Consider the following 25,197-nt stretch of genomic DNA (forward strand, 5'->3'; position numbering starts at 1 on the left):
CAATATAGGCAAACGTGTCAATGATAAATGCACTAATAATCAATTATCCATGGTTTATGTATTTAGTCGTTGGACTCTTTTCTCTAGCCGTTGGAAGTTTGCTTAATGTGATAATCTATCGCTTACCAATTATTTTGCAGGAAGAGTGGAAAGAGCAATGCTGTGAGCTATTCCATCTTGAACAGCGAAAAGAAAAAATAAAACTTAATTTATTTTTACCACGTTCTTTTTGTCCTCATTGTAAAGCGATGGTTAAAGCGTGGCAGAATATTCCTCTGTTAAGCTATATTTTGTTAAGAGGACGCTGTTACCAATGTGATAGTCCAATTTCAATCCGCTACCCTTTTGTTGAGACGTTGACCACAGTTTTATCCTTATACGCCAGTTGGCATTTTGGGTTTACAATACAATTATTATTTGCTTTATTAGCTATCTGGATATTAATATCACTTGTTTTTATTGATCTTGATCATCAATTACTCCCTGATAGCCTCACTTTAGGGCTCTTATGGATTGGCCTTATTGCTAATACCCAGAATGTATTTGTTAGTCTTGACGTTGCTGTATTAAGCTGCGCTGGCGCTTATTTAGCCTTATGGCTATTCATTAATCTGTTTTATCTGATGACAGGTAAAGTAGGTATGGGACATGGAGATTTCAAATTATTTGCAGCATTTGGTGCCTGGCTTGGATGGATGTATTTACCATTAATTCTACTAATATCTTCAATAACGGGGGCTATCATTGGTTTGATTTATTTAAAGATAAATGGTAAATCAAGAGATACTGCAATACCATTTGGCCCTTTTCTTTGCATTTCTGGATTAATAGCTATGTTTTGGGGAGACTCAATCATCAATTGGTATATAGGTTATTGGATGTAAAATGTTGATTAGCTTAGCGCAACCCAACAATAAATAGAGACCACACGCCTAAAATCACATGAGAAACAGATACTCCCAAAAGAGATTTCTGTCTGTGAAATAACCATCCCCAAAAAAGTCCGGCGATAAAAGTTAATGAGGCAAAGGTTAGCCCCAAGTGAGTGTGCATAGTTGCAAAGATTAGATTGGACAGAAAAATTCCATTCCATTGACGAAATAATTTTTCCCCGGGTAAAAAATGAAAAAAAGTAGATTGTAAAGCACTTCTGGCCATTAGTTCTTGAATGGGGGCAAAAAGGCTATATAAAAAAATCATAGCAAAGTAATATTCCCAATCCACTTCATTATTTACCAAAAAGCGTTTTGTTCCTGAAAATATAGGAGTATTGTCCAGATGATCGATACCTATTATAAAAAAAACCTTGATAATTAGTACAAAAAGCATAATAGGAATTGTAAAAGCTAATGCTTCCAAGATAGTTTTTCCCCAATCTTTCGCAGTGATACCAAATCTGGAATATGGGAGACCAGTAAAGTGCATTGCAATGAGAATTGCTACAGCAAAGATTGAGATTAAACAGATTGACAGTACGGTAGTGACAGTTACCTGATGTATTACAGTAACCAGGAAATGTAGAGATAAAGTATAGAGGCAAATAATCCATAGCAGAGCTATGATAAATACCCCCAATGTATTGCGCCCTGATGCTTCTTTGAGAGCTTGCTGCATATTTTTCACAGTTACTTCATTTGTAAAACGAAGTCTCCTGGAAAGTATTTGAGCCATATTTTTAATTAACATCAAGTTAAGCTTTGGTTTAGCCTTTACCACTTCTAACGGATATTCTATAACACTAAGATCAGTTTTAGCCTTTACCGACGCAGAACGTCGACTATTTTCTATGAGAGCCATTTCTCCTACAACATCATCTTTTGATAAGGTAGCAAGAATATGGATATTATGCTCACCAAACTCATCGATAGTTTTTTTAAATATTTCGGCAACACCATCGATTATAATAAAGAATGAGTCAGCGAGATCATTTTCATTATAAATAATGCTTCCAGCAGTATAGTGCTTATGCTGACCAATTTTTGAAAAACTGGCAAGTTCATCTTTAGAGAAACCAATTGTTATTGATTGGTAACTTCCTATTAATTCAGTATCCAATTGATTGGAGTTGTCATTATCTTTTTTAGAAGCATCATTTTGGTTCATTGCTATTCCAATCCTAAATATGTAAGTCCACATTTACTCTATTTAATGCAACGATAATATATACCTCATAAATAATTTTTGATTAGGAAATTAATCATGAATAAATTTTAAGATGCTCCTTTTCTTCTTTGCATAATAGCTGAGAAAAATTCTGGTTTATTTAATCCCATTGACGCAAATATTTGAGGTATTTTATCCCAACTTCCCTCTTGTTCAATACTGTCCACAACCAACTCGAATCCAGCATTCTTATCGCTTTCAACACCCCAGCCGTTGATAATACATAGTCCTCTTAATCTCTTGGCACCTACATGCCCCAGTTTTTCAGCTGCGATTAAATGTGCATGGGCCTCATCAAAAAGTTGCTGTGCTCTTTTTAAGTTGGCTTGACTATTAAATATTCCTTCATTATCCAGTTTTTGCCTGTATTTTGCTTCGTCCAGAAAAATTTGGCCTAGCTGAAAATTAGCTGCCGAGTCATCGAGATTAGCTGCTGTTCTATAACACTCAATCATCATGATTTCTGCGTAAGGGTATTTTTTATGATTCTTTAATTTTTTAAAAATTGTGGCTAATTCAAAATAATAAAGGATTTCTTTTTTAAGAACTTCATCGCCAGGTTGATTACTTACTCTATTGGCTTGCATAGCCTTGATTCTTTTTGTGATTTTTCTTATTTTCCATCGTTTAAAGATAAACATGCCCTACTCCCTCACCTAAGCTGTTAGGTCAAATAATATTTGTAGTAAAAAAATTATTGCAACAATTAAAACCATTAAGAGAATGATTTTCAATCCCAATATAGTCGAATCTCTCCCACGACCGGCAGGTTTGGAAGGTGATTTTTCTTGCATACTTTCTAAAGGTTTTTCCTGGGGTTCTAAATAGTTTTTATCAATATAGTTAGAGATGTAATAAGAAAGATAACCCATAATTATACTTGGTGTAAAAAAGATAAGCCAAACCAGTGTTTTGCTAGTAATAGGGCTGAAATAATACTCATCTTCCCCGTATGCTATCATGTTGCTAATAAAATCGGGGATATCGTAATCCAATTGCCAAATTAAGAAAGGTACAATATAAAGGCTAAAGAAAAATAGACCCAGGGAAGTTACAAGGCAGATAATCCCTAGAATATGTAGTTTACTATTCTCGTATATATTATGCTGCATAGTGTTCCCATGATTGGATTTGTAATATTATTATTTTTAAGATAGCAGATGGCTATTAATAAGTACAATTGCTATTCCCATTTATAATTTAAATATTATTTATTTATTAATCAATGAATTAAAAAGGCCACTTATGAAACGTTATGTTTTTATGCTTTCCGATGGTACAGGAATTACGGCTGAGACATTAGGTAATAGTCTGATTACTCAATTTGAGAATATTCAATTTGAAAAAATAACAATACCCTACATAGATTCAACTCACAGAGCAGAAAGTGTTGTACTAAGAATTAATCAATGTTTTTCAGAGCAAGGAACCAAGCCCTTAGTATTCATGACTTTAGTTGATCCAGAAATTAGACAAGCCATTAAAAAGGCGCATGCCTGTGTTTTTGATTTGTTTAGTATTTTTATTGGACCATTGGAAAATGAGCTTGAAGAGAAATCATCTTATACAGTAGGCAGGACTCATGGGGTTGCGAATGTGAAATCCTATTCCCATCGAATTGAAGCAATCGATTTTGCCCTTTCACATGACGATGGAATAAAAACGCGTGGTTACGATAAAGCAGATATTATTCTTATAGGAGTTTCACGTTGTGGCAAAACTCCCAGTTGCTTATATATGGCACTGCAATATGGCATTTTAGCTGCCAATTATCCTTTTACAGAAGAAGATTTGGTGGGTTTTCGCTTACCAGAGGTATTAAGACCTTATAAACAAAAATTATTTGGACTAACAATTGACGCACAACGTTTGCAGCAAATTCGCTCTGAACGTAGACCAAATAGCAAATATGCCTCTGCAGAGCAGTGCAGATTAGAGGTAACAGAAGTAGAAGCCATGTACCAACGAGAAAATATTCCTTATATCAATTCAACAAAATATTCCATAGAAGAAATATCGACAAAGGTTCTTGCTATTGCCGGTTTACAAAGGAAAATATAAAACCTATTTTTGAAGGCCACGATTTAGTAAGGAGGGTTGGCTTTGCTATACGCTTAGCCCCCTCCTGGTCTTTGCTAAAAGTCAGTACAGATAACAGATTGAGCGTGGGTATTAGTTAGTCTTTTTAATTTACTATCCACATGGCCATAAAATCACTTACTTTCATAGATGATAGCGTGTTGGTGTCGCTCATGGCATAAATAATCTTTTCAACCATGTCAGTTGAGAATCTTGTACTCAGATTACGCTTGAATTTAGACATTAAAACGGGAATCCCCTCTTCTCGTCTCCGTTTATGGCCAATAGGGTATTCTATAGTTATTAATTCACTTTCTGAGCTATCTTTAAAGATGATTCTCATGCTGTTAGCTATAGAGCGTTTTTCCGGATCATGATAATCGCGTGAAAACCGTTCATTTTCAGTTACATGCATTTTAGCTCGTAAAGCATCTATTCTGGGATCTGCGGCAACGTCGTCTTCATAATGCTCTGCCTTTAAATCACCAAAGAGAAGTCCTACTGCAACCATATATTGCAAGCAGTGATCTCTGTCGGCAGGATTATATAAAGCACCTTGCTTACTTATTATTCTTATTGCTGACTCATGTGTGATTAATTCAATTCTAGCAATATCCTCTAATCTATTTTTTACTATAGGATGTAATTTTACGGCACATTCGACAGCGGTTTGTGCATGAAATTCAGCAGGATAAGATAACTTGAATAACACATTTTCCATCACATAGCTGCCGTAAGGGCGTTGAAACTTGAATTGTTTTTTACCAAATAGCACGTCATAAAATCCCCATGTTTGTGCGGTCAAGGCGCTTGGATATCCCATTTCCCCTGCCTTGGCAATTAAAGCCAAACGAACCGCACGGGAGGTAGCATCTCCTGCTGCCCATGATTTCCTTGAACCTGCATTGGGAGCATGTCTATATGTTCTCAAGCTTTGTCCATCCACAAAAACCTGCGAGAGAGTTCTTAGCATCATATCACGATCTGCTCCAAACAAGTGAGCAGCAACAGCGGCACTCGCTACTTTAACTAATATGACATGATCAAGACCGACGCGATTGAAGCTATTTTCCAGGGCCAAACAACCTTGAATTTCATGTGCTTTAATCATTGCCGTAAGTACATCATGCATCAAGATGGGCGGACGTCCATGATTACAATTTTCCCGGCACAAATAATCGGCAACAGCCAAAATAGCACCCAAATTATCAGAAGGGTGCCCCCATTCTGCAGCGAGCCAAGTATCATTAAAGTCTAGCCATCGTATCATCGTGCCGATATTAAAAGCAGCTTGAACCGGATCCAGTTCATAATTAGTACCTGGTACTCTCGCGCCTCCAGGAAGAGTTGCTCCCGGTACTATAGGTCCCATTAATTTGGTACATTCCTGAAAGTTAAGGGCCAATATGCCACAACCGAGTGTATCCATTAAGCATAACCGCGCAGTCTCATAGGCCTGCACACTATCAATTTCTTTATTTAATACAAAATCAGCTATATCTGTTATAACCTGATCATAGTCTGGCTTAACATTATCCTCTACATAATTGTGCATATTAACCTCGTGTTTCAATAGCAGGAAATGGCCTGGAATCTGGGCCTATATATTCTGAAGTAGGTCTTATTAGTTTATTATTTGCTCTTTGCTCAAATACGTGCGCAGACCATCCTGTGATGCGTGACATCACAAAAATTGGGGTAAACAAATGAGTTGGTATATCGCAGTAATGATAAGCGGATGCACTATAAAAATCCAGGTTGGGAAATAGTTTTTTCTCTTGCCACATGATTTCTTCAATACGTTCTGAAATATGGTATAAAAGTAGGTTCCCCTTTTCTTCACCTAATCTAAATGACCATTTCTTAATAATATCTGAGCGTGGATCACAAGTTGTATAAACTCGATGTCCAAATCCCATGATCAGTTCTTTGCTGGCAAGCATTTGTTTTATGCCTATCGCTGCTTCATCAGGGGTTTTAAAGCGCTCAATTAACCCCATAGCTGCTTCATTAGCGCCACCATGCAAAGGACCACGCAATGTTCCTATAGCACTTGTGATCGCTGAGTAAAAATCTGCCAGTGTTGCCGCTGTAACTCTTGCAGCAAAGGTAGAAGCGTTAAATTCGTGTTCAGCATACAAGATCAAAGAGACATTCATCATATCGGTTTCTATTTTGCTGGGCTTGCGTCCGTGTAATAACGCCAGAAAGTGTCCTCCTGTTGTGTCTTCTTCACTTAAGCCAGAGATTTCCTTATTTTTGAAATGATATGTATACCAATAACACATTATTCCTGGGAAAAGAGCTAGCAAACGATCAGCTATTTCATATTGTTGCTTAAAATTCTCTTCAGGTTCGATAGTGCCTAAAAAAGAACATGCTGTTCGCAGTACATCCATTGGATGAGTATTTTTAGGTATAAGCTTCAAAACCGTTTTAAGCACATCAGGTATATGTCTTAGGTTAACCAGCTTTTTTATGTATACATCAAGTTCCTTTTGGGTAGGAAGTTCACCATAATGAAGCAGATAAGCAACTTCCTCAAAACTTGCATATTCAGCCAGATCATTTATTGAATAGCCTCTATAATTTAATCCTTTGCCTGCCAGTCCAACTGTGGCAATTGCTGATTGACCAGCAACTACACCGGCTAAACCTCCACTTTTGCTACTCATTTTTTTCCTCCATCAGTTGGTCTAGTTTTTATTTATAGTGCAGTCAAAATTGCTGCGCATGTTTTTATTATTACTGAACTTTGAAGCGGTTGACTATTTTACCTTATTCTCCTGAAGAGAATTCCTTTTGGAATGGCATGCTCCATTGGCTCCTAAATGGGTTTTATATTATGCTTCAATGATGAATGCATCTCAATCGATTTTATTAAATTACTAAATGCCCGCGTAGATACCATCGACAATGGCCGGAAATCAATACCCTATTCCTCTCGAGCTCACAATATAACTCCCCTTTTCTGTGTAATCCCTGGATAGCATATAGGCTGTTCTTATTGAGTTTTTCTGCCCAAAAAGGAGCTAATATGCAATGTGCTGAGCCGGTAACAGGATCTTCTGCAATGCTGTGTTTTGGATAAAAACATCGGGAATAGAAATCGGCTTCTGTTGTTGTTGAGGTCACAATGATTCCTCTTTTGGGGAGTTTTGCTAAAGCAAATAAATCGATTTGTAAATTTCGAATCTGTGACTCATGTTCAAGTAAAACTAGATAATCAAGGTCTGTTTCAAATACTTCTATAGCAGGTTGATCCAATAGTGATACAATTGGGTCTGGTGAAAGAGTTTTCTTATAACCTATTCTTGGAAAATTCAGAACAAACTTTTCCTTTCTCTTTTCTACCGAAATCTGTCCACTGGAGTGGTGAAAAACAATAGAATTACTAGGTCCTTTATTTGACTCAAGTAAAGCAAACCCTGCTGCCAAAGTTGCATGTCCTGATAGATTAATTTCCCCATTAGGAGTAAACCAGCGAATATGAAAATCTTGATCATCTTTTATAATAAAAGCGGTTTCTGCCAAATTATTTTGCGCAGCAATGGCTTTTAATAGCTCATCATTTAACCAATCATCGAGAATACAAACCGCAGCCGGATTACCATGGAAGACTTTGTCCGTAAAAGCATCTATTTGATAAAACTCAATATTCTGCACAATCAGCTCACATAAAAATTAAAATTATAACTGATAAAGAAAGATGAAGTTAAGTCGAATTATCAATATATCTTCAATATATCTCTTATGGTCCCTGTATAATTTTTTTTCTTAAGAATCGGGCGGGCGATATAGCTTGTATCAATTTTCTGGGCAGTATTGAAATTTCCTTATTAATTAAACCAGCTAACCATTCAGTTGCGAGAGGTATTGTTGTTAATCCTCTTGACCCAAAAGCCGCACACACATATAGATTTGGATAGCAAGGAGCTGCTTCAGCTATCCATCGTTTGGAGTTAGATTTTAATTCTGAATAAATTTCTTTAAATTCAAGCGCATTGGGGAGGGGTCCCACTATAGGCAAGTAATCTGGTGATGCAGCTCGTATACCAGCCCAATGGTCTAACACGTTTTGGGACCACATTATATCAGGCGCTATACGTTTTAATCGGGCAAGGTTTAATTGATCATCCAGAGCATTAAGCTCAGGCTCAGATGTGCCAATATCATAACTTGCCCCTACTTTATGACTATTGTTTAAAGCTGGTAAAACATGCCCTTCGGCACATAAAGGAATCTTCAATTTGGTACTTTCTTGTGTTGATTGAATCGTAGTCATTTGTCCTCTAATGGCTTTTACAGGCAAATGATTGGTTTCGTGAAAATAATTTACTTGCTGTCCATTTGCCAAAATTAGTACCGAGGCTTCAATGCCATTAACTACCCAGTTTTTTTGATTATAGTTAATAGATTGAACTCTATTGCCAGTGATTAGAGAAATTCTTTTATTATCAATTAAAATATCGCATAGTTCAGGGGAATTAATCCAGCCGGAAGATGGAATAAATAAACCACCGCATGGCAAAGATATCCCTGATAATTCAGAAGACTGCTTTTCATCCACTAATTGCCCTAATTCAGGGTATAATTCTAGCCAATGAATAAGACTTTGCTGGTTTGCTTTTTCCTTCTCGTTATGAGCTAACAGCAAAGAGCCTTTTAATTCACCAAGGTCATAATATTTCAAAAGTTCCTTGTAAACGTCATTAGCATAAAGAAAGGAATAAAGCATAAATTGAGTAAATGGTGATTTATAGGTGGATAACTTAGGGAACAATACAGCCTGTTGATTTGCTGAGCCACCACATCCCACTTTCTCTTTTTCTTCTAATATGGTCACTTCCCATCCACGCTTAGCGAGGCTATTTGCAATAAAACAACCTGCAAGCCCTCCTCCAACAATGAGCGCTGTTCTTTCGTCCTTTGTCACAGGATAGTTTATGTGCCACGGGGTATGGCGATTTTTTTTTGAACTTGAATAAGCTTTTTCATAATGAGCGCATATCATGTGTCGTTTGGGTCCAAATCCCTTTCTTTTTTCAATAACAAATCCTGCATTGGTTAAAGCAGTTTTGACGATACTGGAAGCGGAATAGGTGGCTACTGTGGTGCTTTCTTTAGATAGCATGGCAATGACAGTGAACAGATTGTCAGACCACATGGATTGGTTTTTTGATGGTGAAAATCCATCCAGGTACCAAGCATTAACATAGGATTCTCTCAATTGATGTTCAAGGTTAATGTCCCCACAGAATAATAATTGCTCATAGCACTCCAGCACGTCTCCTAGCATTAATGTTAAAGTAATCTGATTGTTACTAAATGTTAAATGATGATAACCAGGTGTCAAAACAGGATAGTGCGCTATTAATTTTTCAGCCTGCACACTCAGTTCTGGCCACTTTTGTAAGCATTTGATTAGGTCATTTTTTTTTAATGGATGTTTATCACAGGAAATATAATGTAAGCGGGCATTTTGAGGTGCAAATTTTTCCCATAGTTTCCAGGTTAATAAGAAATTCATACCTGTACCGAAACCAGTTTCAGCGATTGTAAATACATTTGATTCATTGGTTGGTAATTGTTGCCAACGATTAATCAAATTATTACCTTCGACAAAAACATAAAGACTTTGATTAATTCCACCTTCAGCAGAATAGTAAATATCATCAAATTGTAAGGAATACGGCAGATCATCACGCCAATCAATATCTGCCGTTATAATTGGGACAAAGGGACTACTCACATAAAGCTACTCTTTCAGTTACCTCTAAGCCAGACTGTTTAAAGCCATTCAAGTTTTTTTCTTTGATCAGTTTTCTTAGTTTAGGCACTAAAATGAAAAGGATAACGGATGATCCTATTGCAAACAAACCAAGCATCAAAAAGACATGACTGTAACCCTCATTGGTTAATAAAGGAGAAGTACTTTCTTGACCAATAATCATTAAGTTTGAGCTATAACTGGATAGAGTAGCACCAACTCCAGTATTCAGCATCCACATTCCCATCATGACACCCTGGAGTGAGGTTGGGGCCAACGCTCCTATCATCGCATAGCCAATTGGAGATATTAGAAGTTCGCCAATACTTTGTAATATAAAGCTTATTACTACCCAACCCGGATTAACCATACCATGCTGATTAGCATAATTGATACCTATTGGTAAGATAGCAAAAGCAACCCCTATAAAAAATAATGCGAAAGCAAATTGAGTAGGAATATTTATCTGAGATCCATTTTGACGCATTCTATTTAAGATGAAACCCAATAGTGGCCCTCCGAATACTATGACTACAGTATTAATATTTTGAAACCACTGTGGCGGAATAATCCAATTACCATATTGTCGTTGCACATTATGGTCAATGAATACGGTTAACCCCATTGGGCCAATTTGATATAACATCCAAAATACAGTACCAACCAACATTAATACTGCAAATCCATAAATCTTGTCTCTTGCTTCTTTTGTAGATTGTTGTTGGGCTAATATCAAGATTAATATGAGCATAATAATTCCAGTGACAATAACCAATTTATTGGCCCAATCAGCATACTGCAATAATTGTCTTAAAATAAATGGAAGTACAAAAATTAGCCCAATCCCAAATGCTGTTGCTTTTCTTTGTGCAGGTTTGTCCTTTCTTGAGTAAGTAGTGTTTTTATCATGTAATTGTTGCCAGAAATAAAGGCATATAAGCAAAGCAACAAGATTACCTAAACTGCTTAAAAGAAAAAGCCTTTGATAGTTTTGAGAAATCTGGAACGCCCCACTGAGGCTAAATCCAATAAAAAAGCCAATATTCATTCCCGCATAATTCCAGAGAAATGCGGTTTCTCTTCGGGAGTCTTCAGGTGCAAATTGCTGAGTCAGCATACAATTTACACATGTTACATTTAACCCTGAACCTGTTAAGAATGCAGCCAAGCCATAATATAAAAAAGTTGTATTTCCTATAGAGAGCAAAACACATCCTACAATTTGCGCGATCATCCCAACACAAAATAAGGAGCGATTAGAGAGCAGTCTGCCACCCCAAAAACCACCTAAGAGATGCAGCGCAAAATTGTAGGCTATAAATACCCCCATGATGCTGTTTGCTGTGGCTATGGGTAAACCAAGTTTACCTTTCATGTACAATACAAGAGTTGAATAAAGAACACTAAAGCTTAAAGTGGAAACAACTTGTATAAAAAATAATGCAAATGTACCTTGGGGCATGGAACTCCATAGTCCTCTTCTTTTACTCAAAATCAACATTATATGCTTTCCCTTGCTAGTTGAGCTCTTCTTGAATATTAACACTAACCCTTGTGGACAAATCAGAGAAAAACCACCTTTCGTCAGCAAGTGAAAAAGTATCTAAAATGAATTAAATATATTTTAATAATCAAACTGCAGTTGTGTTATTAGGTCCAATTAGAAACTTTTTACTTATTCTGCGCAAATCTGATTTTTCACCAAGATTCCCTACTTGCGATCTAGAGAATGGAATATGACATAGGGAAAAACAGCTGTCTAGTGTTTTATTAATTATTTAAAATTGCAGTTAACCAGATTTAAAAATCTGTTCTGCAATCGCATTTAGACGCTTTACTGAACTTAATTACCCAAATACTGATTTTAAAAATTGTATTTAAGTAACTTAAGGTAATAAGGTACAATTCTGCTATCAGGCAGATTTTAATTGATTCAGTACCAATTCAGCAGCATCATATGTTTTTTGTATTTCCAAATCACCATGCATACTGGAGACAAATCCCGCTTCATACATAGATGGCGCAAAATATACTCCTTGAGCAAGCATAGCATGAAAAAATTTCTTAAATAAAACTTCATCCGAGGAAGCAACATCCAAATAATTTTCAACACTATTTTTATCTGTAAAACAAAACCCGAACATTCCGCCCAATGATGCAGCAAAAAATGGAATGTTTGCGTTTTCTGCCGCATCAGCTAATGCCTCGGTTAATTTATTAGTCGTATTGCTTAAATCTTCAAAAAAATTAATTTTTTCAATCTCTTTTAAAGTAGCCAAACCTGCGGCCATAGCCAATGGATTTCCTGAAAGAGTACCAGCCTGATATACAGGGCCTTCAGGCGCCAGAAAGGACATAATTTCACGTTTACCACCTAAAGCACCTACAGGCATACCACCACCTATGATTTTTCCAAGTGTTGTGATATCAGGTTTAATCCCAAACAAGCCCTGTGCACCATGTAAACCAACTCTAAATCCAGTCATTACTTCATCAAAAATTAACAAAGCATTATATTGATCGCAAAGCTCGCGTAATCCTTTTAAAAACTCTATCTTAGGTAGGATAAATCCCATATTGCCAGGAATAGGTTCCAAAATTACAGTAGCGATATCGTTTGGATATTTTTCAAAGAGTTGAGCAACTTGTTCCAGGTTATTAAAATCAGCCGTTAAAGTATGTTCGGTAATGCTTTGTGGAATGCCTGGAGTTGAAGGAATTCCGAGAGTAAGCAAACCAGATCCCGCTTTAACTAATAGGCTATCGCTATGCCCATGATAACAGCCGTTAAATTTAATAAATTTATTTTTATTGGTGAATCCGCGCGCCAGCCGAATTGCAGTCATAGTTGCTTCAGTTCCTGAGTTCACCATGCGAATTTTTTCTATTGATGGCATCAGGGAAGCAATTTTTTCAGCTAATTGTATTTCCAGTTCTGTTGGAGCGCCAAAGCTCATACCACGGTGTAATACATTATCCACAGCTTCTATCACCTTGGGATGGCAGTGTCCGAGGATAAGTGGTCCCCATGATCCAACATAATCAATATATTGTTTATCATCTACATCCGTCAGGTAGGCACCTTTGCCAGATTTGAAAAAAACAGGTTCACCTCCAACACCTTTGAAAGCTCGAACTGGTGAGTTAACACCTCCGGGAATGATTGTTTGTGCTTTATGAAATAAATCTGAAGAACGGCTCATAGAAAATCCCAAAAATGATAAACTTTAGACAAATATCAGTTATTATTTTTAATATTCAAGATGTTTCAGAAATTTATTATACAAAAAATGTTAAAATATTTTTCTACTGGTACTCTTTCTGATTGACGAAATAATGATTTTATTAAAAACTATCTAATCAAATTAGACTGATAACCCTGAGGCAAGAAAATATTACAATCATTTCATGAATATTGCAAAAAATAGTGGCAGCACCTGTCTTTAAAAGATAACCACATTGACTGGTTTTTGGGGTTGATTTTAGCAAACCTATGTCAATTCTCGACGAAGTTATAATGTTCATTATAAGGTTTAATTTAAAATTTATTATGATATTAAAAAGGTTTAACTTTACATAATCATCAACAGTAGATAAATTAGCACTTTTTTATTGAGTTTAGACTATGCAAGAGTACAAAAGATACATTTGTGTTATTTGTGGTTTTATTTATGATGAGGCTGAAGGTTGGCCAGAAGATGGTATTGAACCAGGCACACGATGGGAAGATGTTCCTGAAAACTGGTTTTGTCCTGATTGTGGTGCAGGAAAAGAAGATTTCGAAATGGTTGAAATGGATTAAAATGGTTTTACAACCACCAACAAAACAATGCCTACCAGCAGCAGTGTAGGCATTTCATTAAAAAATCGATAAAAACGAGAGCTTCTTGTATTCTTTCCAAGGGCGAATGATTTAAGAAAGTGGCCGCAAGTTAAATGATATACCCATAAGAGCAAAACCAATGCAAGCTTCATGTGCATCCACCCTGCTTTAAGATAATAAGATAAATTGTAAGTGGATAGCCACAACCCAAGAAATGTGGTTGCAAGAGCTGCAGGCCATGTAATTCCGTAATATAATCTTCTTTCCATTATTTTAAACCGATCAATGCTAATTTTATCTAGTGATTCAGCGTGGTATACGTAGAGCCGTGGTAAATAAAACAACCCTGCGAACCAGGCTACCAAGGCGATAATATGAAAAGCTTTAACAAATAACATACTTATTCTCTTTTTAGTTTTTTACGCTTTACACGTTCATTTTTAATCAAGTTGAGTGATTCAACTGCTAATGAAAAACCCATAGCAAAATACAAGTATCCCCTGGGCACATGGAATTCAAAACCATCAGCTACCAAAACGGTTCCTATTAAAATCAAATAACTAAGCGCCAGCATTTTAATGGTAGGATGTTCGCTAATAAATTTACTTACAGGCTCACTCGCCCAAATCATAATGATAATTGCGATGGTAATTGCTACTGCCATGACTATAAAATGAGATGTTAGCCCTACGGCTGTGAGAACGCTATCTAGTGAAAATATAATATCAAGCAATGCGATTTGAATAACAACCCCCCTGAAAGTGGCAGATGAAGAAACATTTTTTGAAACAGGTTCCATTAATGGCTCATTCATAACGTCCTGATGAATTTCATCAGTTGACTTCCAAATTAAAAAAGCACCACCTAATATGAGGAACAGATCACGAGCAGAAAATACCAGACTGCCTATTGTCAGAATTGGTTTTACTAACTTAACTAAAAAAACTGCTGAGCCTAGTAAAAGAAGTCGTGTCATCCAGGCAAATGTTAAGCCCCATCTTCTCGCCTTTTTTCTTTTTTCACGTGGTAATTTTTCTGTAAGAATCGATAGAATAACCAGATTATCTATTCCAAGAACAACTTCAAGAATAATCAAAGCAGTTAAACTAAGGCCTATATCAATAAAATCCATTTATTATCCTAATAAAATGCAAGATATATTATTTTCTCTAAAATATTTGTAAAGGTAAATGATTCACTTTGATCATTTGCTTCGTTATAATTGCTTGGTGTTAACAATTTAGATTAAATAGTCATCTGAAAAGTTTACGTGTTAAGCTTTATAGAATTGAATATTTCTGTAAAGTAAATATTAAACTTGCAGGATAATTGAAAACACAACCGAATTACTGTTTAATCAATTTAGAGAGAAACAACAATCATCAAGTTTATTAAAAAACTGTTACGAAGAAACAGGTCGCATGGACATGCAATTGACTTGGCTTATATCATCCCGAGAAATAAACATAACATATCGAAAGCAGATATAAGTAATAATGCGCTTAAAGTTCTTAACCGTTTAATCAGCCATGGTTTTCAGGCCTATATCGTTGGAGGCAGTGTCAGAGATTTACTGCTCCATAAAGCGCCTAAAGATTTTGATATAGCGACAAATGCGACTCCCAATGAGGTAAAAAATCTTTTTAAAAATGCTCGTATCATTGGTCGTCGATTTAAACTGGTACATATTTTATTTCATCGTGAAATTATTGAAGTAGCAACTTTTCGTGGCCATAACTCAAGCGATGCAAGCCACCAATTTAATGAACGCGGCATGCTTGTAAGAGATAATGTTTATGGTTCTCTGGACGAAGACGCATGGAGACGTGATTTCACAATAAACTCTCTTTATTATAATATTTCTGATTCTTCAATCATTGATTTTACTGGTGGTGTAGAAGACGTTAAGCAAAAGTTAATTCGAATAATTGGCGATCCCGTTACGCGTTATCAAGAGGATCCTGTCCGTATGTTACGTGCTGTCAGGTTTAGTGCCAAGCTGCAATTTAATTTATCTCCGGAAACCAAAGCTCCCTTCCCCAAAATAAGCCACCTTATAACCCATGTTTCCAGTTCGCGACTATTTGATGAAATAACGAAACTTTATCAATGCGGAGAAGCCGAATCGGTTCAAAAATTATTGGTCGAGTATGGTTTATTTAATTATCTATTTCCTCAAACAGCTGCTCTATTTGATAGTCATTACCCGGTTAATCCGCTTTTGGGCATAGCACTTGAAAATACTGATACAAGAATACGTGATGGAAAGCCTGTGACTCCGGCATTTCTTATTGCTGTTTTGTTATGGTTTCCAATGATAGAGTGTTCCAGAAAACTGCAAGAATCTGGGCTTCCGCCTTTACCCTCGATTGAAAAAGCCATGTCTATAGTGCTTAGTGAACAGAATGCAATTATTTCGATACCTAAAAGGTATAGCCAGGTTATAAGGGAAATTTGGCTTTTGCAATATCGCTTCGAAAAAAGATTTGGTGGCAGAGCATTTAATTTACTTCTTCATCCTCGATTCAGAGCAGCGTATGATTTTATGGCTCTTAGGGCATTATCTGGTGATGAGTCAATGGAGCTGGCGCAGTGGTGGGCCACGTTTCAAGAAGTCGATAATGTTGAAAAAAATAACATGGTAACCCAATTGGCTGCAACAACGCCCGGGCGGCCTAAAAAACGTCGTAAACGGAAAATAGCAAAATGAATGTTTGCTATCTGAGCTTGGGATCGAATCAAAAAAATCCTGAGCGTCAAATAAGACAAGCCATTAATGAAATCAAACAGATTCCATCAACATGCCTTATCAAGGTGTCTCGCTTATATTGGAATAAGGCCTGGGGCTTTGAAAATCAACAGGAATTTTGTAATGTCGTTATAGAGATACGAACTACTCTGTTACCCCATAAGCTCCTTAAGTGGTGCCAGAAAATAGAAAACAGGCACAAGCGAGTCAGGAGAAAGTTTTGGGGGCCAAGAACATTAGATATTGATATCATTTTATATGGTTATAGATTAATTCGCACAAAAAACTTAATCGTTCCACATCCTTGTTTCCATTTACGAGATTTTGTTCTTGTTCCTCTAAGAGAATTAAACTCTAATTTAAAAATACCAAATTACACATAGATATCATAATCTACTACACTATAACTTAATGATTCTATTTAAAATGAGGTTAACATGTATACAAATATTTTATTTGCCACAGATTTGTTAAATGAGCATAGCCACCTTACAGAAAAGGCTGCTAATATTGCTAAACAGTTTAATGCAAAATTGTATCTATTACATGTGATTGAGTTGCCAACAAGTATATTAATAGCTCAAGGATTGGGTTTTACGGAGCTAGCTAACCCATCAAAAGAGGATGCCCAGACTGTATTATCATTAATTGGAGAAAGTTTACAAATACCTCAGGAACAACAATTTGTAGAAATCGGGTCCGTAAAAGAACATATATTAAACAAAGCAAAAGATCTGAATTGCCAATTAATTATAATAGGCTCACACTCTGCTACAGGATTACCGTCTATTCTAGGAAGTACAGCGCATGCTGTAGTAAATCATTCGGTTTGTGATGTATTAACACTCAAAGCAGATTAATAAGAAGAGATTAGTACCTTTTTTCATTAGAACAATTTAAACCTGGCTGAGGTGAACCGGAGTGCTATTTCTTGCTTTTTGCCCATCGCATTAATCGTTTCTTCTTGTTCACTTGCCTTTGTGATAATTTATTTTTTTTATTGGCAAATGGATTTTGACCTCCTTTAAACTCGATTTTTAAAGGAGTACCTACTAATCCTAAATGCTTAATAAACTCATTGTTTAAATAACGTTTATAACTTTCTGGCAAGGCATCGAGTTGATTTCCATGAATAACAATGACTGGAGGATTGTGTCCGCCAAGGTGAGCATAGCGTAATTTTATTCGTCGGCCATTGATGCATGGTGGTGTATGCTTTGCGCTGATATCTTGTAATAATCTGGTTAGTTTTGGAGTAGAAAAGGATTGTATTGCTGAATGATAGGCTTCATTAATATCTTTAAATAATCCACCTACCCCGCTCCCATGCAATGCTGAAATAAATCTTATTTTTGCAAAATTTGCAAAATGCAACCTTCTTGACAGTTCTGACTTTATTTTTTCTTTATGATCTTCTTCCAGGCCATCCCATTTATTCACAGCAATAACTAGTGCTTTACCAGATTCAATAATAAAACCGAGCAAATTCATATCTTGATCGGTAATGCCTTCATTTGCATCAAGAAGTAACAAACAGACATGAGCTTCTTTTATAGCTTGCAGAGTTTTGATGACAGAAAACTTTTCTATTTTTTCATCAATTCGAGACTTACGCCGTACACCAGCAGTATCAATAAGCACATATTGCTTATCTTCTCTTGTAAAGGGTATTGAAATACTATCTCGAGTTGTTCCGGGCATATCATAAACAACTACTCTTTCTTCCCCTAATATCCTGTTTATCAAAGTTGATTTTCCAACGTTAGGGCGCCCCGCAAAAGCAATTTTGATCGCTTTATCATCAGTTGCTTCATGCGTTTCTGTTGTAAATGGCTCGAGAATTTCTTCGAGTAGTGAACTGATGCCTCCACCATGAGATGCAGATATAGCATGTATATCAGTAATGCCTAATGATTGAAAATCGGCACAAGCAATATCTTCATTCATTCCATCTGTTTTATTGACAACAAGATGTACTTTTTTATTAAATTTTCTTAATGCTTGTGCAATTTGCTGATCTATACCTGTTAGTCCTGAACGGCCATCCACCAAGAAAAGAATCACATTTGCTTCGTTTAAAGCAACTTGAGACTGTCTTGACATCAAAGTATCTACTTCAATGTCATCAACTCCTATGCCTCCGGTATCAACAATAATAAAGGACTTGTTTTCATGTTGAGCGTGTCCATATTGTCTATCCCTTGTCAAGCCAGGAAAATCTGCGACAAGAGCATCCTGCGTTTTAGTAATTCTATTAAACAAAGTAGACTTTCCAACATTGGGACGCCCAACTAAAGCGATAACAGGGATCATTTTATTAGCTCACTGAAAGTTGATTGAGCATTCCATTATTGGTTAATACATACATATTTTTACCAGAAACACTCGGTGATACTGTTACTCCACCAGAAAGCTGAGAACGTCCAAGTAACTCACCTGTTTGAGTTGATAGGATATGTAAATATCCTGTTTTATCACCAACAGCTAAATTTCCTCCAACTAATGCAGGTGCAGTAAGACCTCTTGCCTTTAGGGAGGTTTGCTTCCAGTTGACCTGTCCTGTGCTACTATTCAAAGACCACAAGACATCATTGCTGTCCGTAAAATACAGATTATTATGACTTAAAAGCATATTTTTATAAACAGATGCTGGCTTTCTCCATATGAATTGGCCATCAGACAGTGATAGTGCTCCAACATATCCCTGATAAGTTGCCAAATAGGCGACGTTATTGCTTATTATAGGGTCAGAATCAATATCAACTAAACGTTCGACATCACTAGCTCCTGTTCCATAAGCAATGCTTCTTTGCCAGATCAATCGTCCGGTCTGTAATTCCAAAGCATCTAATTTGCCATCGGAAAATCCGACAAGAACCAGATTGTCGACAATGATAGGGGACGAGCTGGCTTTTAACACCAGGCTGGGAGCGCCATGATCTGCAACCCACAGTTGCTTGCCGTTTACCGCATCAATCGCATACACTTTACCATCAATGGTTTTTGCAATGACCTTTTGATGTGAGATAGCAGGAGGAGCTAATACTTCAGCAGATACTTTATTCTGCCATATCTCTTTTCCGTCCGATTGATTAAGTAGTACCAATGTGGAGGCATTAGTTCCTACAGCAACATAACCAGCAGCTACAGTTGGTCCACTAACTATATTATTTTTTAATGCGGTAGACCACTTTATCTGACCATCTTTCCTGTTAACTGCCTGAACCAGTCCACTTGCATCTGCAGTATAAATTATATCGCCACGAATAGCTGGTTTGATATTTAAATACTCATTTGTTTTATGAGCCTTTCCAACTGGAGTTGTCCAGCTTTGTGCCATTTTAACCTTGGGCTGAATTTCTTTTAGCTCTTTGGGTTGGGGCGTATTATCCTTACCGAGCATATAATCATCCACATATGTGCATCCTTGAGTTAAGGCACATAGTATTAAAACTAATATTCTAATCTTCATAAAAAACAAACCTTTATAATAAAATTAAGCTGCTTTTACCTTTTTATCATCAGTAATCATAGATTGAGTCTTAATTGCTAACTCATTTGTTTTCATTTCTAAAAATAAATTACCCATTCCATTTGTTCTTACTTCGTCTATTGCAAGCCGGTAGGCATTCATTGCGTCCTGATATTGGCCTTTGGCGCTATAAATATCCCCTTTCAGTTCGTTAATTACTGGCAAGTAGGCTTCGTCCTCAACAGCACTTAATTCATTTAATGCATTGGTATAAGCTTTATCTGCCGCCAGTAAACGTGCAATGCGGATTTTGGCAATTTGTCTTAGCGGTGTCATTTGGCTTTCCGATGCAACAGCCTTTAACTCATTTCTTGCTTGCTCAAGCTTATTTTTATTTACGTAGATTTTTGCAAGTGTCATATGAGCTATATCAGCATAAACAGTATGGTTATAATTCTTAATTAATTCATTGGCATAGGAACGAACAGACTTTATGTTTTGATTGGAAAATGCAATCATCATATTTTCGTAGGCAATAGATGCTTGTTGTTTTATCTTGTCATTGTGCCAATTCATATATCGGTACCCTGCGATAATCAGGAGCATTATTGATAAAAAAATAGTTATCATATTGCCATATCGTTTCCACCATTTTTTTATAATCTCTAATTGTTCTTCTTCCGTCATGTAAACAGACATATAATATTCTCCTGCCCTTAAGCTAGATAATCTTGCAAAAATTCATTTATTTTGGTCATCGGTATTGATATTTGTTCTATTTCAGTTCTCAAATCTTTAATGCTTACATATTCCTTGGCTATTTCGTCTTCCCCAAGAATCAAAGCCAAGCGAGCCCCGCTTTTATCGGCCTTTTTAAATTGGCTTTTAAAACCACCGCCTGCCGTATTGGTAATGACATCAAGAGATGGATGAGCATTTCGAATTGACTCTGCCATGACAAGCGCTTTCAATATGGCCTCTTCATTAGTAGCAATGATAAATATTGATTGTTTATTGTTACTTTCATTCAACAAGTTTAAAGTTTCCATTAAAAGAAATATTCTTTCCAATCCTAAAGCAAACCCAACTGCAGGTGTGGGTGCTCCGCCAAGGAACTCCACCAACATATCATATCTACCTCCTGCACATATTGTAGCTTGACTTCCTAATTGGTCTGTTACCCATTCAAACACCGTTTGGCCATAATAATCTAATCCTCTTACCAATACAGGGTTGATGGAATAAGGAATACCAAGTGTTTCCAATCCGTTGCAGAACGATTGAAAGTGTTCTCTGCTATCATCACCAAGAACATCAATTAACTTAGGGGCATTTTGAATGAGCTGTTGAAGATCAGGGTTTTTACTATCAAGAACTCTCAAAGGGTTTTTATCCAATCGCCTCTTACTGTCTTCATCAAGTATCTGAAAATGATCGCGTAGATACTCTACCAGGATAGAGCGATATTTCTGACGTTCATTTATTTCACCTAATGAATTAACTTGTAATTGAACTGACTGAGAAAAACCCAGGTCGATCCATAATCTGCGGCAAATTGAGATCAGCTCAAGCTCAATGCCAGTGCCAGTAATTCCTAGCGCCTCAACCCCAAATTGGTTAAATTGACGGTATCTACCCTTCTGAGGACGTTCATGACGAAACATAGGGCCTAAGTACCATAATTTTTGTTGTTGATTATGTAATAAACCATGTTCTATACAGGCACGAACACAGCCGGCTGTGCCTTCTGGCCTTAGGGTTATGCTATCACCATTCAAATCGTTAAAAGTGTACATTTCTTTTTCAACAATATCTGTTATTTCACCAATTGTACGTTTAAATAGCTGTGTATTCTCAACAATTGGAAAACGTATTTCCTTGTATCCATATCGTACGAGGCAATTTATAAAAGTCTGTTCTATAAAGCGCCATATCGAGGTACTATCAGGCAGTACATCATTCATTCCTCGGATAGCTTGAATTTTATCAACCACCATTTTTCTCCAAAGGTGTCATTTGTGTATTGTTGGGCGTTAATAACGATTCCATTTTTGATAAATCAGTCAATTTAATTTCCGAACTGGTTTCACTGATTGATAATCCAGATGAATTCTCTTTTGGGGTATCTATAGACTGGCTATCCTTGTTTTTTTGCCACCATATCCCAACTGCGACTAAAACTCCAATCGCAAATAAAATGGTGAACCATTTTATAAAATGTTCTGCTTTATGAGACTCCTTTTTACTTTGCCATAGGGCTGCTCTTTCCGGTTTTTTTTCAAAACAATATTGTGCATTAAAAAGGGTTAAAAAAGGTTCAGGTGAAACTCCTAATAATTTTGAATAGGCGCGCAAGTACCCTTTTACAAAAACTGGCTGAGGCAATAAATCAAAATCTCCTGCTTCAATGAGCTCTATAATACGAGCTCGTAGATGAAGTTTGCTCGCAACATACTCGATTGAATACCCTTTTTGCTGGCGAAGAGCCGCCAGCTCGTAGCCGGGATTGGTAAATTCATTATTTCTTGTCTCATCCATTGCTGCTATTGTATTCATCGTTTACTCCACTAATATTATTAGTTTGCTCCAGTTTATTGAAGCTATTTTCATATTCTGCTGCAAGAGTATATTGGCCTGTTCTATTTGCTATGTCTTTCGCTAATGCAAGCATTACCTTATCATTTAATACTAAATCAGCATGTTTTTGAAGCAGTTCGAGGGCTTCTTTATCATGTCCTATTTTACTTTGTAATTTTACTAATTCATATAGTGATTCTTTTCTGGATGGATCCTGATTTAAGGCCTTCGTAAAATATAAAATGGCTTTATCATGATCAGGTATAGCCATAGCACATAATCCAGCATTTTCATAAGCGCCTGAGGTATGCACATAGTTTTGATCTTTAACGGCCTTCAGGAAGTAAGTTTCAGCATTTTTATAATCCCCCTGTCGACACAGAAAAGCGCCGTAATTATTCAATTGTGCACCACCATTTTGCGATAGGGTTATTGCTTTATGATAGAATTTTTTCGCTTGTTCCAATTCTTTGGTTTGTTCAAAATAATAGGCTAATGCTGCATTAACATCCGCTGAATCGGGTTGTTGTTCCAAGGCGGTTAACAGCTTCTTTTTTGCTCTAGGCCTGTCGCCTTGCTTCAAATATCCCAACCCTAATTGCACATTAAAAGAAGCCGCTTTGCTAAGGTTTACTTTTCTAATGCTATTAGGCTCTTCGTTATCTTGTGTATGCTGACAAGCTCCAACAAATAAACAAATTATTATAGTTAATAAGTACCTTATGCTTTTTAGCACGATTAATCACTTTACGTTAGAAATGATTTCGCATTATAACCACTTAAGTCCAAATTAAAAATGATTTGTCACTATTTAATGTGAGTCTGCAGGTGAAAACACCTTTATTATACATAATCTCCAACCAGGAAGACTGGAGAAAGTTCTTAATTGGCTCTCGGTTATTATACAAGACTGTGTTATGCAATTTCTTCCGAAGAAATGGTCAATTCAGTTGATTTGTCTGTTTTGCTCATGAAATGAAGTTTTTGCCATCGTTGTGATCTGCTCGTTTTATCTTTTACCTCGCCAGCAAGTTGGCCGCATGCTGCATCAATATCATCTCCACGAGTTTTGCGAGTAATAGTATTAATACCATGTTTCATTAATTTATCTCGAAAGGCATCAATTGTTTCCCGGGATGATCTCTGATATTGAGTTAAAGGAAATGGGTTAAAAGGAATTAAATTAACTTTTGCAGGCACATTATGCAAAAGTTTAATTAATTGACTAGCATGTTCAGGTTGATCATTAACTCCTTTTAGCATGACGTATTCAAAAGTAACTTTTCTTCTTGGTTCGTCTTTAAAATATCGTTTACATAGGGATATTAATTGAGAGAGAGGATATTTTTTATTAATTGGTACCAGCTCGTTACGTAGTTCATCTGTTGGTGCATGTAAGGATACTGCCAACGCGACAGGACTGACTTCTCTGAGTCGTTCCATTTCCGGTAAAACACCCGAAGTGCTTAATGTAACCCGTCTTTTGGATAGTCCATAGGCTAAATCATCCATCATGATGTTCATAGCAGAAACAACATTATCGAAATTAAGTAACGGTTCACCCATTCCCATCATCACGACGTTAGTTATTTTTTTATCGTGAGTGCCATTATTATCTGATAGTTCGCGTGCTGCCAGCCATACTTGACCAATTATTTCAGCTGTTGATAAATTTCTGTTAAATCCTTGCTTTGCTGTGGAGCAAAAAGAACAATTTAAAGCACAACCTACTTGTGATGAAACACAAAGTGTCCCTCGATTTGCTTCCGGAATGAACACTGTTTCAATACAATTCCCACATTCCAGCTTTAATAGCCACTTATGTGTGCCATCAGCTGATTTTTGACATGCAACGATTTCAGGTAAATCTATACAAGCTAATTGGGAAAGTTTATTTCTTAAAACTTTCCCTAAATTAGTCATCTGAGCAAAGTCACGTATGCCAACTTGATGAATCCATTGAAATAGCTGTTGAGCTCTGAAAGGTTTTTCATCCCACGCTATCAATAATTCTCGTAGCTGTGAGTAATTATAATTTAATAGATTCACTTTTTGTTGGTCCATTACCGCTCCCAAGCCTGCCTTTATCTATTGCACAACTCATGCTGTTCAAAGAAAAATGCTATTTCACGAGCAGCATTTTCAAGGCTGTCAGAACCATGCACAGCATTTGCATCAATACTATCAGCAAAATCAGCACGTATAGTTCCAGGTGCTGCTTCTTTGGGATTTGTCGCGCCCATAATTTCTCTGTTTTTAGCGACAGCATTTTCACCTTTTAATACTTGGATCATTACAGGACCAGAAATCATAAAATCCACCAGATCCTTAAAGAATGGTCGCGCGCGATGAATATCATAAAAGCTCTCGGCTTGTTCGCGTGAAAGTTGTGTCATTTTAGCGGCAACAATATCCAAGCCTGCTTTTTCAAAGCGGGTATATATTTCACCTATCACAGACTTTGCTACAGCATCAGGTTTAATAATAGATAATGTTAATTCTTTTGCCATCATGCACTCCAATGAGATTAATTTAAAGTGCATTATTATACATGAATTCATAGT

25 protein-coding genes are annotated in these 25,197 nt (G+C 36.6%); 6 read left to right on the forward strand and 19 right to left on the reverse strand.

The window, feature by feature from the left end; genetic code table 11:
- The first annotated feature begins 20 nt into the window (after positions 1-20).
- Entirely contained in the window at positions 21-884 is an 864-nt protein-coding gene (locus LPG_RS07630) for a prepilin peptidase (protein ID WP_015444491.1), read from the forward strand.
- Positions 885-897: 13 nt separating this feature from the next.
- On the opposite strand, the gene LPG_RS07635 is transcribed toward LPG_RS07630, so the two are convergent.
- The 3 genes from LPG_RS07635 to LPG_RS07645 all read right to left on the reverse strand — a co-directional run bounded on the left by LPG_RS07635 (position 898) and on the right by LPG_RS07645 (position 3,275).
- A complete protein-coding gene (locus LPG_RS07635; protein WP_015444490.1) occupies positions 898-2,103 on the reverse strand; it encodes a cyclic nucleotide-binding domain-containing protein in 1,206 nt (401 codons plus the stop codon).
- Positions 2,104-2,210: 107 nt separating this feature from the next.
- A complete protein-coding gene (locus tag LPG_RS07640) occupies positions 2,211-2,804 on the reverse strand; it encodes a hypothetical protein (RefSeq protein WP_010947255.1) in 594 nt (197 codons plus the stop codon).
- Between the two features lie 15 nt (positions 2,805-2,819).
- Positions 2,820-3,275, reverse strand: a complete 456-nt coding sequence (locus LPG_RS07645; RefSeq protein ID WP_010947256.1) for a hypothetical protein — start codon at positions 3,273-3,275, stop codon at positions 2,820-2,822.
- 133 nt (positions 3,276-3,408) lie between these two features.
- Between LPG_RS07645 and ppsR the strand changes: the two genes are divergently transcribed.
- Positions 3,409-4,224, forward strand: coding sequence for a posphoenolpyruvate synthetase regulatory kinase/phosphorylase PpsR (ppsR, locus tag LPG_RS07650; RefSeq protein WP_010947257.1), 816 nt, complete (start codon positions 3,409-3,411; stop codon positions 4,222-4,224).
- 124 nt (positions 4,225-4,348) lie between these two features.
- Here ppsR and LPG_RS07655 read toward each other — a convergent pair whose 3' ends face one another.
- The 6 genes from LPG_RS07655 to hemL form a co-directional block, all read right to left on the reverse strand.
- Positions 4,349-5,797: a bifunctional 2-methylcitrate dehydratase/aconitate hydratase gene (locus LPG_RS07655; RefSeq protein ID WP_015444489.1), complete on the reverse strand. Its 1,449-nt coding sequence runs from the start codon at positions 5,795-5,797 to the stop codon at positions 4,349-4,351.
- A gap of 1 nt (position 5,798) precedes the next feature.
- On the reverse strand, positions 5,799-6,917 hold the full coding sequence (gene prpC / locus LPG_RS07660) for a bifunctional 2-methylcitrate synthase/citrate synthase (RefSeq protein ID WP_010947259.1): 1,119 nt from the start codon (positions 6,915-6,917) through the stop codon (positions 5,799-5,801).
- 205 nt (positions 6,918-7,122) lie between these two features.
- Entirely contained in the window at positions 7,123-7,908 is a 786-nt protein-coding gene (locus LPG_RS07665; protein ID WP_015444488.1) for a PhzF family phenazine biosynthesis protein, read from the reverse strand.
- Positions 7,909-7,993: 85 nt separating this feature from the next.
- A complete protein-coding gene (gene mnmC, locus LPG_RS07670) occupies positions 7,994-9,994 on the reverse strand; it encodes a bifunctional tRNA (5-methylaminomethyl-2-thiouridine)(34)-methyltransferase MnmD/FAD-dependent 5-carboxymethylaminomethyl-2-thiouridine(34) oxidoreductase MnmC (RefSeq protein WP_010947261.1) in 2,001 nt (666 codons plus the stop codon).
- Positions 9,987-11,513: a peptide MFS transporter gene (locus tag LPG_RS07675; protein ID WP_015444487.1), complete on the reverse strand. Its 1,527-nt coding sequence runs from the start codon at positions 11,511-11,513 to the stop codon at positions 9,987-9,989. The genes mnmC and LPG_RS07675 overlap by 8 nt, the downstream gene beginning before the upstream one ends.
- A 412-nt stretch (positions 11,514-11,925) precedes the next feature.
- Positions 11,926-13,215, reverse strand: coding sequence for a glutamate-1-semialdehyde 2,1-aminomutase (gene hemL / locus LPG_RS07680; protein ID WP_015444486.1), 1,290 nt, complete (start codon positions 13,213-13,215; stop codon positions 11,926-11,928).
- 422 nt (positions 13,216-13,637) lie between these two features.
- Here hemL and LPG_RS07685 point away from each other — a divergent pair, with 422 nt between their 5' ends.
- A complete protein-coding gene (locus LPG_RS07685) occupies positions 13,638-13,814 on the forward strand; it encodes a rubredoxin (protein ID WP_010947264.1) in 177 nt (58 codons plus the stop codon).
- Here LPG_RS07685 and hemJ read toward each other — a convergent pair.
- Positions 13,811-14,233 (reverse strand): protoporphyrinogen oxidase HemJ, encoded by a 423-nt coding sequence (gene hemJ, locus LPG_RS07690; RefSeq protein ID WP_010947265.1) that lies wholly within the window; start codon positions 14,231-14,233, stop codon positions 13,811-13,813. The two genes, LPG_RS07685 and hemJ, sit on opposite strands and share 4 nt — an antisense overlap.
- 2 nt (positions 14,234-14,235) lie before the next feature.
- Positions 14,236-14,967: a TerC family protein gene (locus LPG_RS07695; RefSeq protein ID WP_010947266.1), complete on the reverse strand. Its 732-nt coding sequence runs from the start codon at positions 14,965-14,967 to the stop codon at positions 14,236-14,238.
- Positions 14,968-15,273: 306 nt separating this feature from the next.
- On the opposite strand from LPG_RS07695, the gene pcnB reads away from it, so the two are divergent.
- The 3 genes from pcnB to LPG_RS07710 are packed head-to-tail and all read left to right on the forward strand — an operon-like array spanning position 15,274 to position 17,444.
- Positions 15,274-16,545 carry a polynucleotide adenylyltransferase PcnB gene (pcnB, locus tag LPG_RS07700; RefSeq protein WP_015444485.1) on the forward strand — a complete coding sequence of 424 codons (1,272 nt, stop codon included), beginning with the start codon at positions 15,274-15,276 and terminating at the stop codon, positions 16,543-16,545.
- Positions 16,542-16,967, forward strand: coding sequence for a 2-amino-4-hydroxy-6-hydroxymethyldihydropteridine diphosphokinase (gene folK / locus LPG_RS07705; protein ID WP_010947268.1), 426 nt, complete (start codon positions 16,542-16,544; stop codon positions 16,965-16,967). Before pcnB ends, folK begins: the two co-directional genes overlap by 4 nt.
- 54 nt (positions 16,968-17,021) lie before the next feature.
- Complete coding sequence (locus LPG_RS07710) at positions 17,022-17,444, forward strand: universal stress protein (RefSeq protein WP_010947269.1); 423 nt, start codon at positions 17,022-17,024, stop codon at positions 17,442-17,444.
- A gap of 64 nt (positions 17,445-17,508) precedes the next feature.
- Here LPG_RS07710 and der read toward each other — a convergent pair whose 3' ends face one another.
- From der to ndk, 8 genes are all read right to left on the reverse strand, one after another.
- Positions 17,509-18,897 (reverse strand): ribosome biogenesis GTPase Der, encoded by a 1,389-nt coding sequence (gene der, locus LPG_RS07715; protein WP_010947270.1) that lies wholly within the window; start codon positions 18,895-18,897, stop codon positions 17,509-17,511.
- Between the two features lie 4 nt (positions 18,898-18,901).
- Entirely contained in the window at positions 18,902-20,056 is a 1,155-nt protein-coding gene (gene bamB / locus LPG_RS07720; RefSeq protein WP_016356919.1) for an outer membrane protein assembly factor BamB, read from the reverse strand.
- Between the two features lie 24 nt (positions 20,057-20,080).
- Positions 20,081-20,755, reverse strand: a complete 675-nt coding sequence (locus tag LPG_RS07725) for a YfgM family protein (protein ID WP_010947272.1) — start codon at positions 20,753-20,755, stop codon at positions 20,081-20,083.
- A 17-nt stretch (positions 20,756-20,772) separates the two neighbouring features.
- A complete protein-coding gene (gene hisS, locus LPG_RS07730) occupies positions 20,773-22,053 on the reverse strand; it encodes a histidine--tRNA ligase (protein WP_010947273.1) in 1,281 nt (426 codons plus the stop codon).
- Positions 22,043-22,612 carry a helix-turn-helix domain-containing protein gene (locus LPG_RS07735; RefSeq protein WP_010947274.1) on the reverse strand — a complete coding sequence of 190 codons (570 nt, stop codon included), beginning with the start codon at positions 22,610-22,612 and terminating at the stop codon, positions 22,043-22,045. Before LPG_RS07735 ends, hisS begins: the two co-directional genes overlap by 11 nt.
- Positions 22,587-23,369, reverse strand: a complete 783-nt coding sequence (gene pilW / locus LPG_RS07740) for a type IV pilus biogenesis/stability protein PilW (protein WP_010947275.1) — start codon at positions 23,367-23,369, stop codon at positions 22,587-22,589. The genes LPG_RS07735 and pilW overlap by 26 nt, the downstream gene beginning before the upstream one ends.
- A gap of 179 nt (positions 23,370-23,548) precedes the next feature.
- Complete coding sequence (locus LPG_RS07745; RefSeq protein WP_015444483.1) at positions 23,549-24,697, reverse strand: bifunctional tRNA (adenosine(37)-C2)-methyltransferase TrmG/ribosomal RNA large subunit methyltransferase RlmN; 1,149 nt, start codon at positions 24,695-24,697, stop codon at positions 23,549-23,551.
- A gap of 20 nt (positions 24,698-24,717) precedes the next feature.
- Complete coding sequence (gene ndk, locus LPG_RS07750) at positions 24,718-25,143, reverse strand: nucleoside-diphosphate kinase (protein WP_015444482.1); 426 nt, start codon at positions 25,141-25,143, stop codon at positions 24,718-24,720.
- Positions 25,144-25,197 lie beyond the last annotated feature (54 nt).

This window comes from Legionella pneumophila subsp. pneumophila str. Philadelphia 1 (genome assembly GCF_000008485.1).
Classification (GTDB): domain Bacteria; phylum Pseudomonadota; class Gammaproteobacteria; order Legionellales; family Legionellaceae; genus Legionella; species Legionella pneumophila.

Bases quoted from the DNA above. Each gene is read 5' to 3' on its own strand.
- LPG_RS07630 (WP_015444491.1), top strand. From the start codon at position 21: ATGATAAATGCACTAATAATCAATTATCCATGGTTTATGTATTTAGTC.
- LPG_RS07635 (WP_015444490.1), bottom strand. From the start codon at position 2,103: ATGAACCAAAATGATGCTTCTAAAAAAGATAATGACAACTCCAATCAA.
- LPG_RS07640 (WP_010947255.1), bottom strand. From the start codon at position 2,804: ATGTTTATCTTTAAACGATGGAAAATAAGAAAAATCACAAAAAGAATC.
- LPG_RS07645 (WP_010947256.1), bottom strand. From the start codon at position 3,275: ATGCAGCATAATATATACGAGAATAGTAAACTACATATTCTAGGGATT.
- ppsR (WP_010947257.1), top strand. From the start codon at position 3,409: ATGAAACGTTATGTTTTTATGCTTTCCGATGGTACAGGAATTACGGCT.
- LPG_RS07655 (WP_015444489.1), bottom strand. From the start codon at position 5,797: ATGCACAATTATGTAGAGGATAATGTTAAGCCAGACTATGATCAGGTT.
- prpC (WP_010947259.1), bottom strand. From the start codon at position 6,917: ATGAGTAGCAAAAGTGGAGGTTTAGCCGGTGTAGTTGCTGGTCAATCA.
- LPG_RS07675 (WP_015444487.1), bottom strand. From the start codon at position 11,513: ATGTTGATTTTGAGTAAAAGAAGAGGACTATGGAGTTCCATGCCCCAA.
- hemL (WP_015444486.1), bottom strand. From the start codon at position 13,215: ATGAGCCGTTCTTCAGATTTATTTCATAAAGCACAAACAATCATTCCC.
- LPG_RS07685 (WP_010947264.1), top strand. From the start codon at position 13,638: ATGCAAGAGTACAAAAGATACATTTGTGTTATTTGTGGTTTTATTTAT.
- hemJ (WP_010947265.1), bottom strand. From the start codon at position 14,233: ATGTTATTTGTTAAAGCTTTTCATATTATCGCCTTGGTAGCCTGGTTC.
- LPG_RS07695 (WP_010947266.1), bottom strand. From the start codon at position 14,967: ATGGATTTTATTGATATAGGCCTTAGTTTAACTGCTTTGATTATTCTT.
- folK (WP_010947268.1), top strand. From the start codon at position 16,542: ATGAATGTTTGCTATCTGAGCTTGGGATCGAATCAAAAAAATCCTGAG.
- LPG_RS07710 (WP_010947269.1), top strand. From the start codon at position 17,022: ATGTATACAAATATTTTATTTGCCACAGATTTGTTAAATGAGCATAGC.
- der (WP_010947270.1), bottom strand. From the start codon at position 18,897: ATGATCCCTGTTATCGCTTTAGTTGGGCGTCCCAATGTTGGAAAGTCT.
- bamB (WP_016356919.1), bottom strand. From the start codon at position 20,056: ATGAAGATTAGAATATTAGTTTTAATACTATGTGCCTTAACTCAAGGA.
- LPG_RS07725 (WP_010947272.1), bottom strand. From the start codon at position 20,755: ATGTCTGTTTACATGACGGAAGAAGAACAATTAGAGATTATAAAAAAA.
- hisS (WP_010947273.1), bottom strand. From the start codon at position 22,053: ATGGTGGTTGATAAAATTCAAGCTATCCGAGGAATGAATGATGTACTG.
- LPG_RS07735 (WP_010947274.1), bottom strand. From the start codon at position 22,612: ATGAATACAATAGCAGCAATGGATGAGACAAGAAATAATGAATTTACC.
- LPG_RS07745 (WP_015444483.1), bottom strand. From the start codon at position 24,697: ATGGACCAACAAAAAGTGAATCTATTAAATTATAATTACTCACAGCTA.
- ndk (WP_015444482.1), bottom strand. From the start codon at position 25,143: ATGGCAAAAGAATTAACATTATCTATTATTAAACCTGATGCTGTAGCA.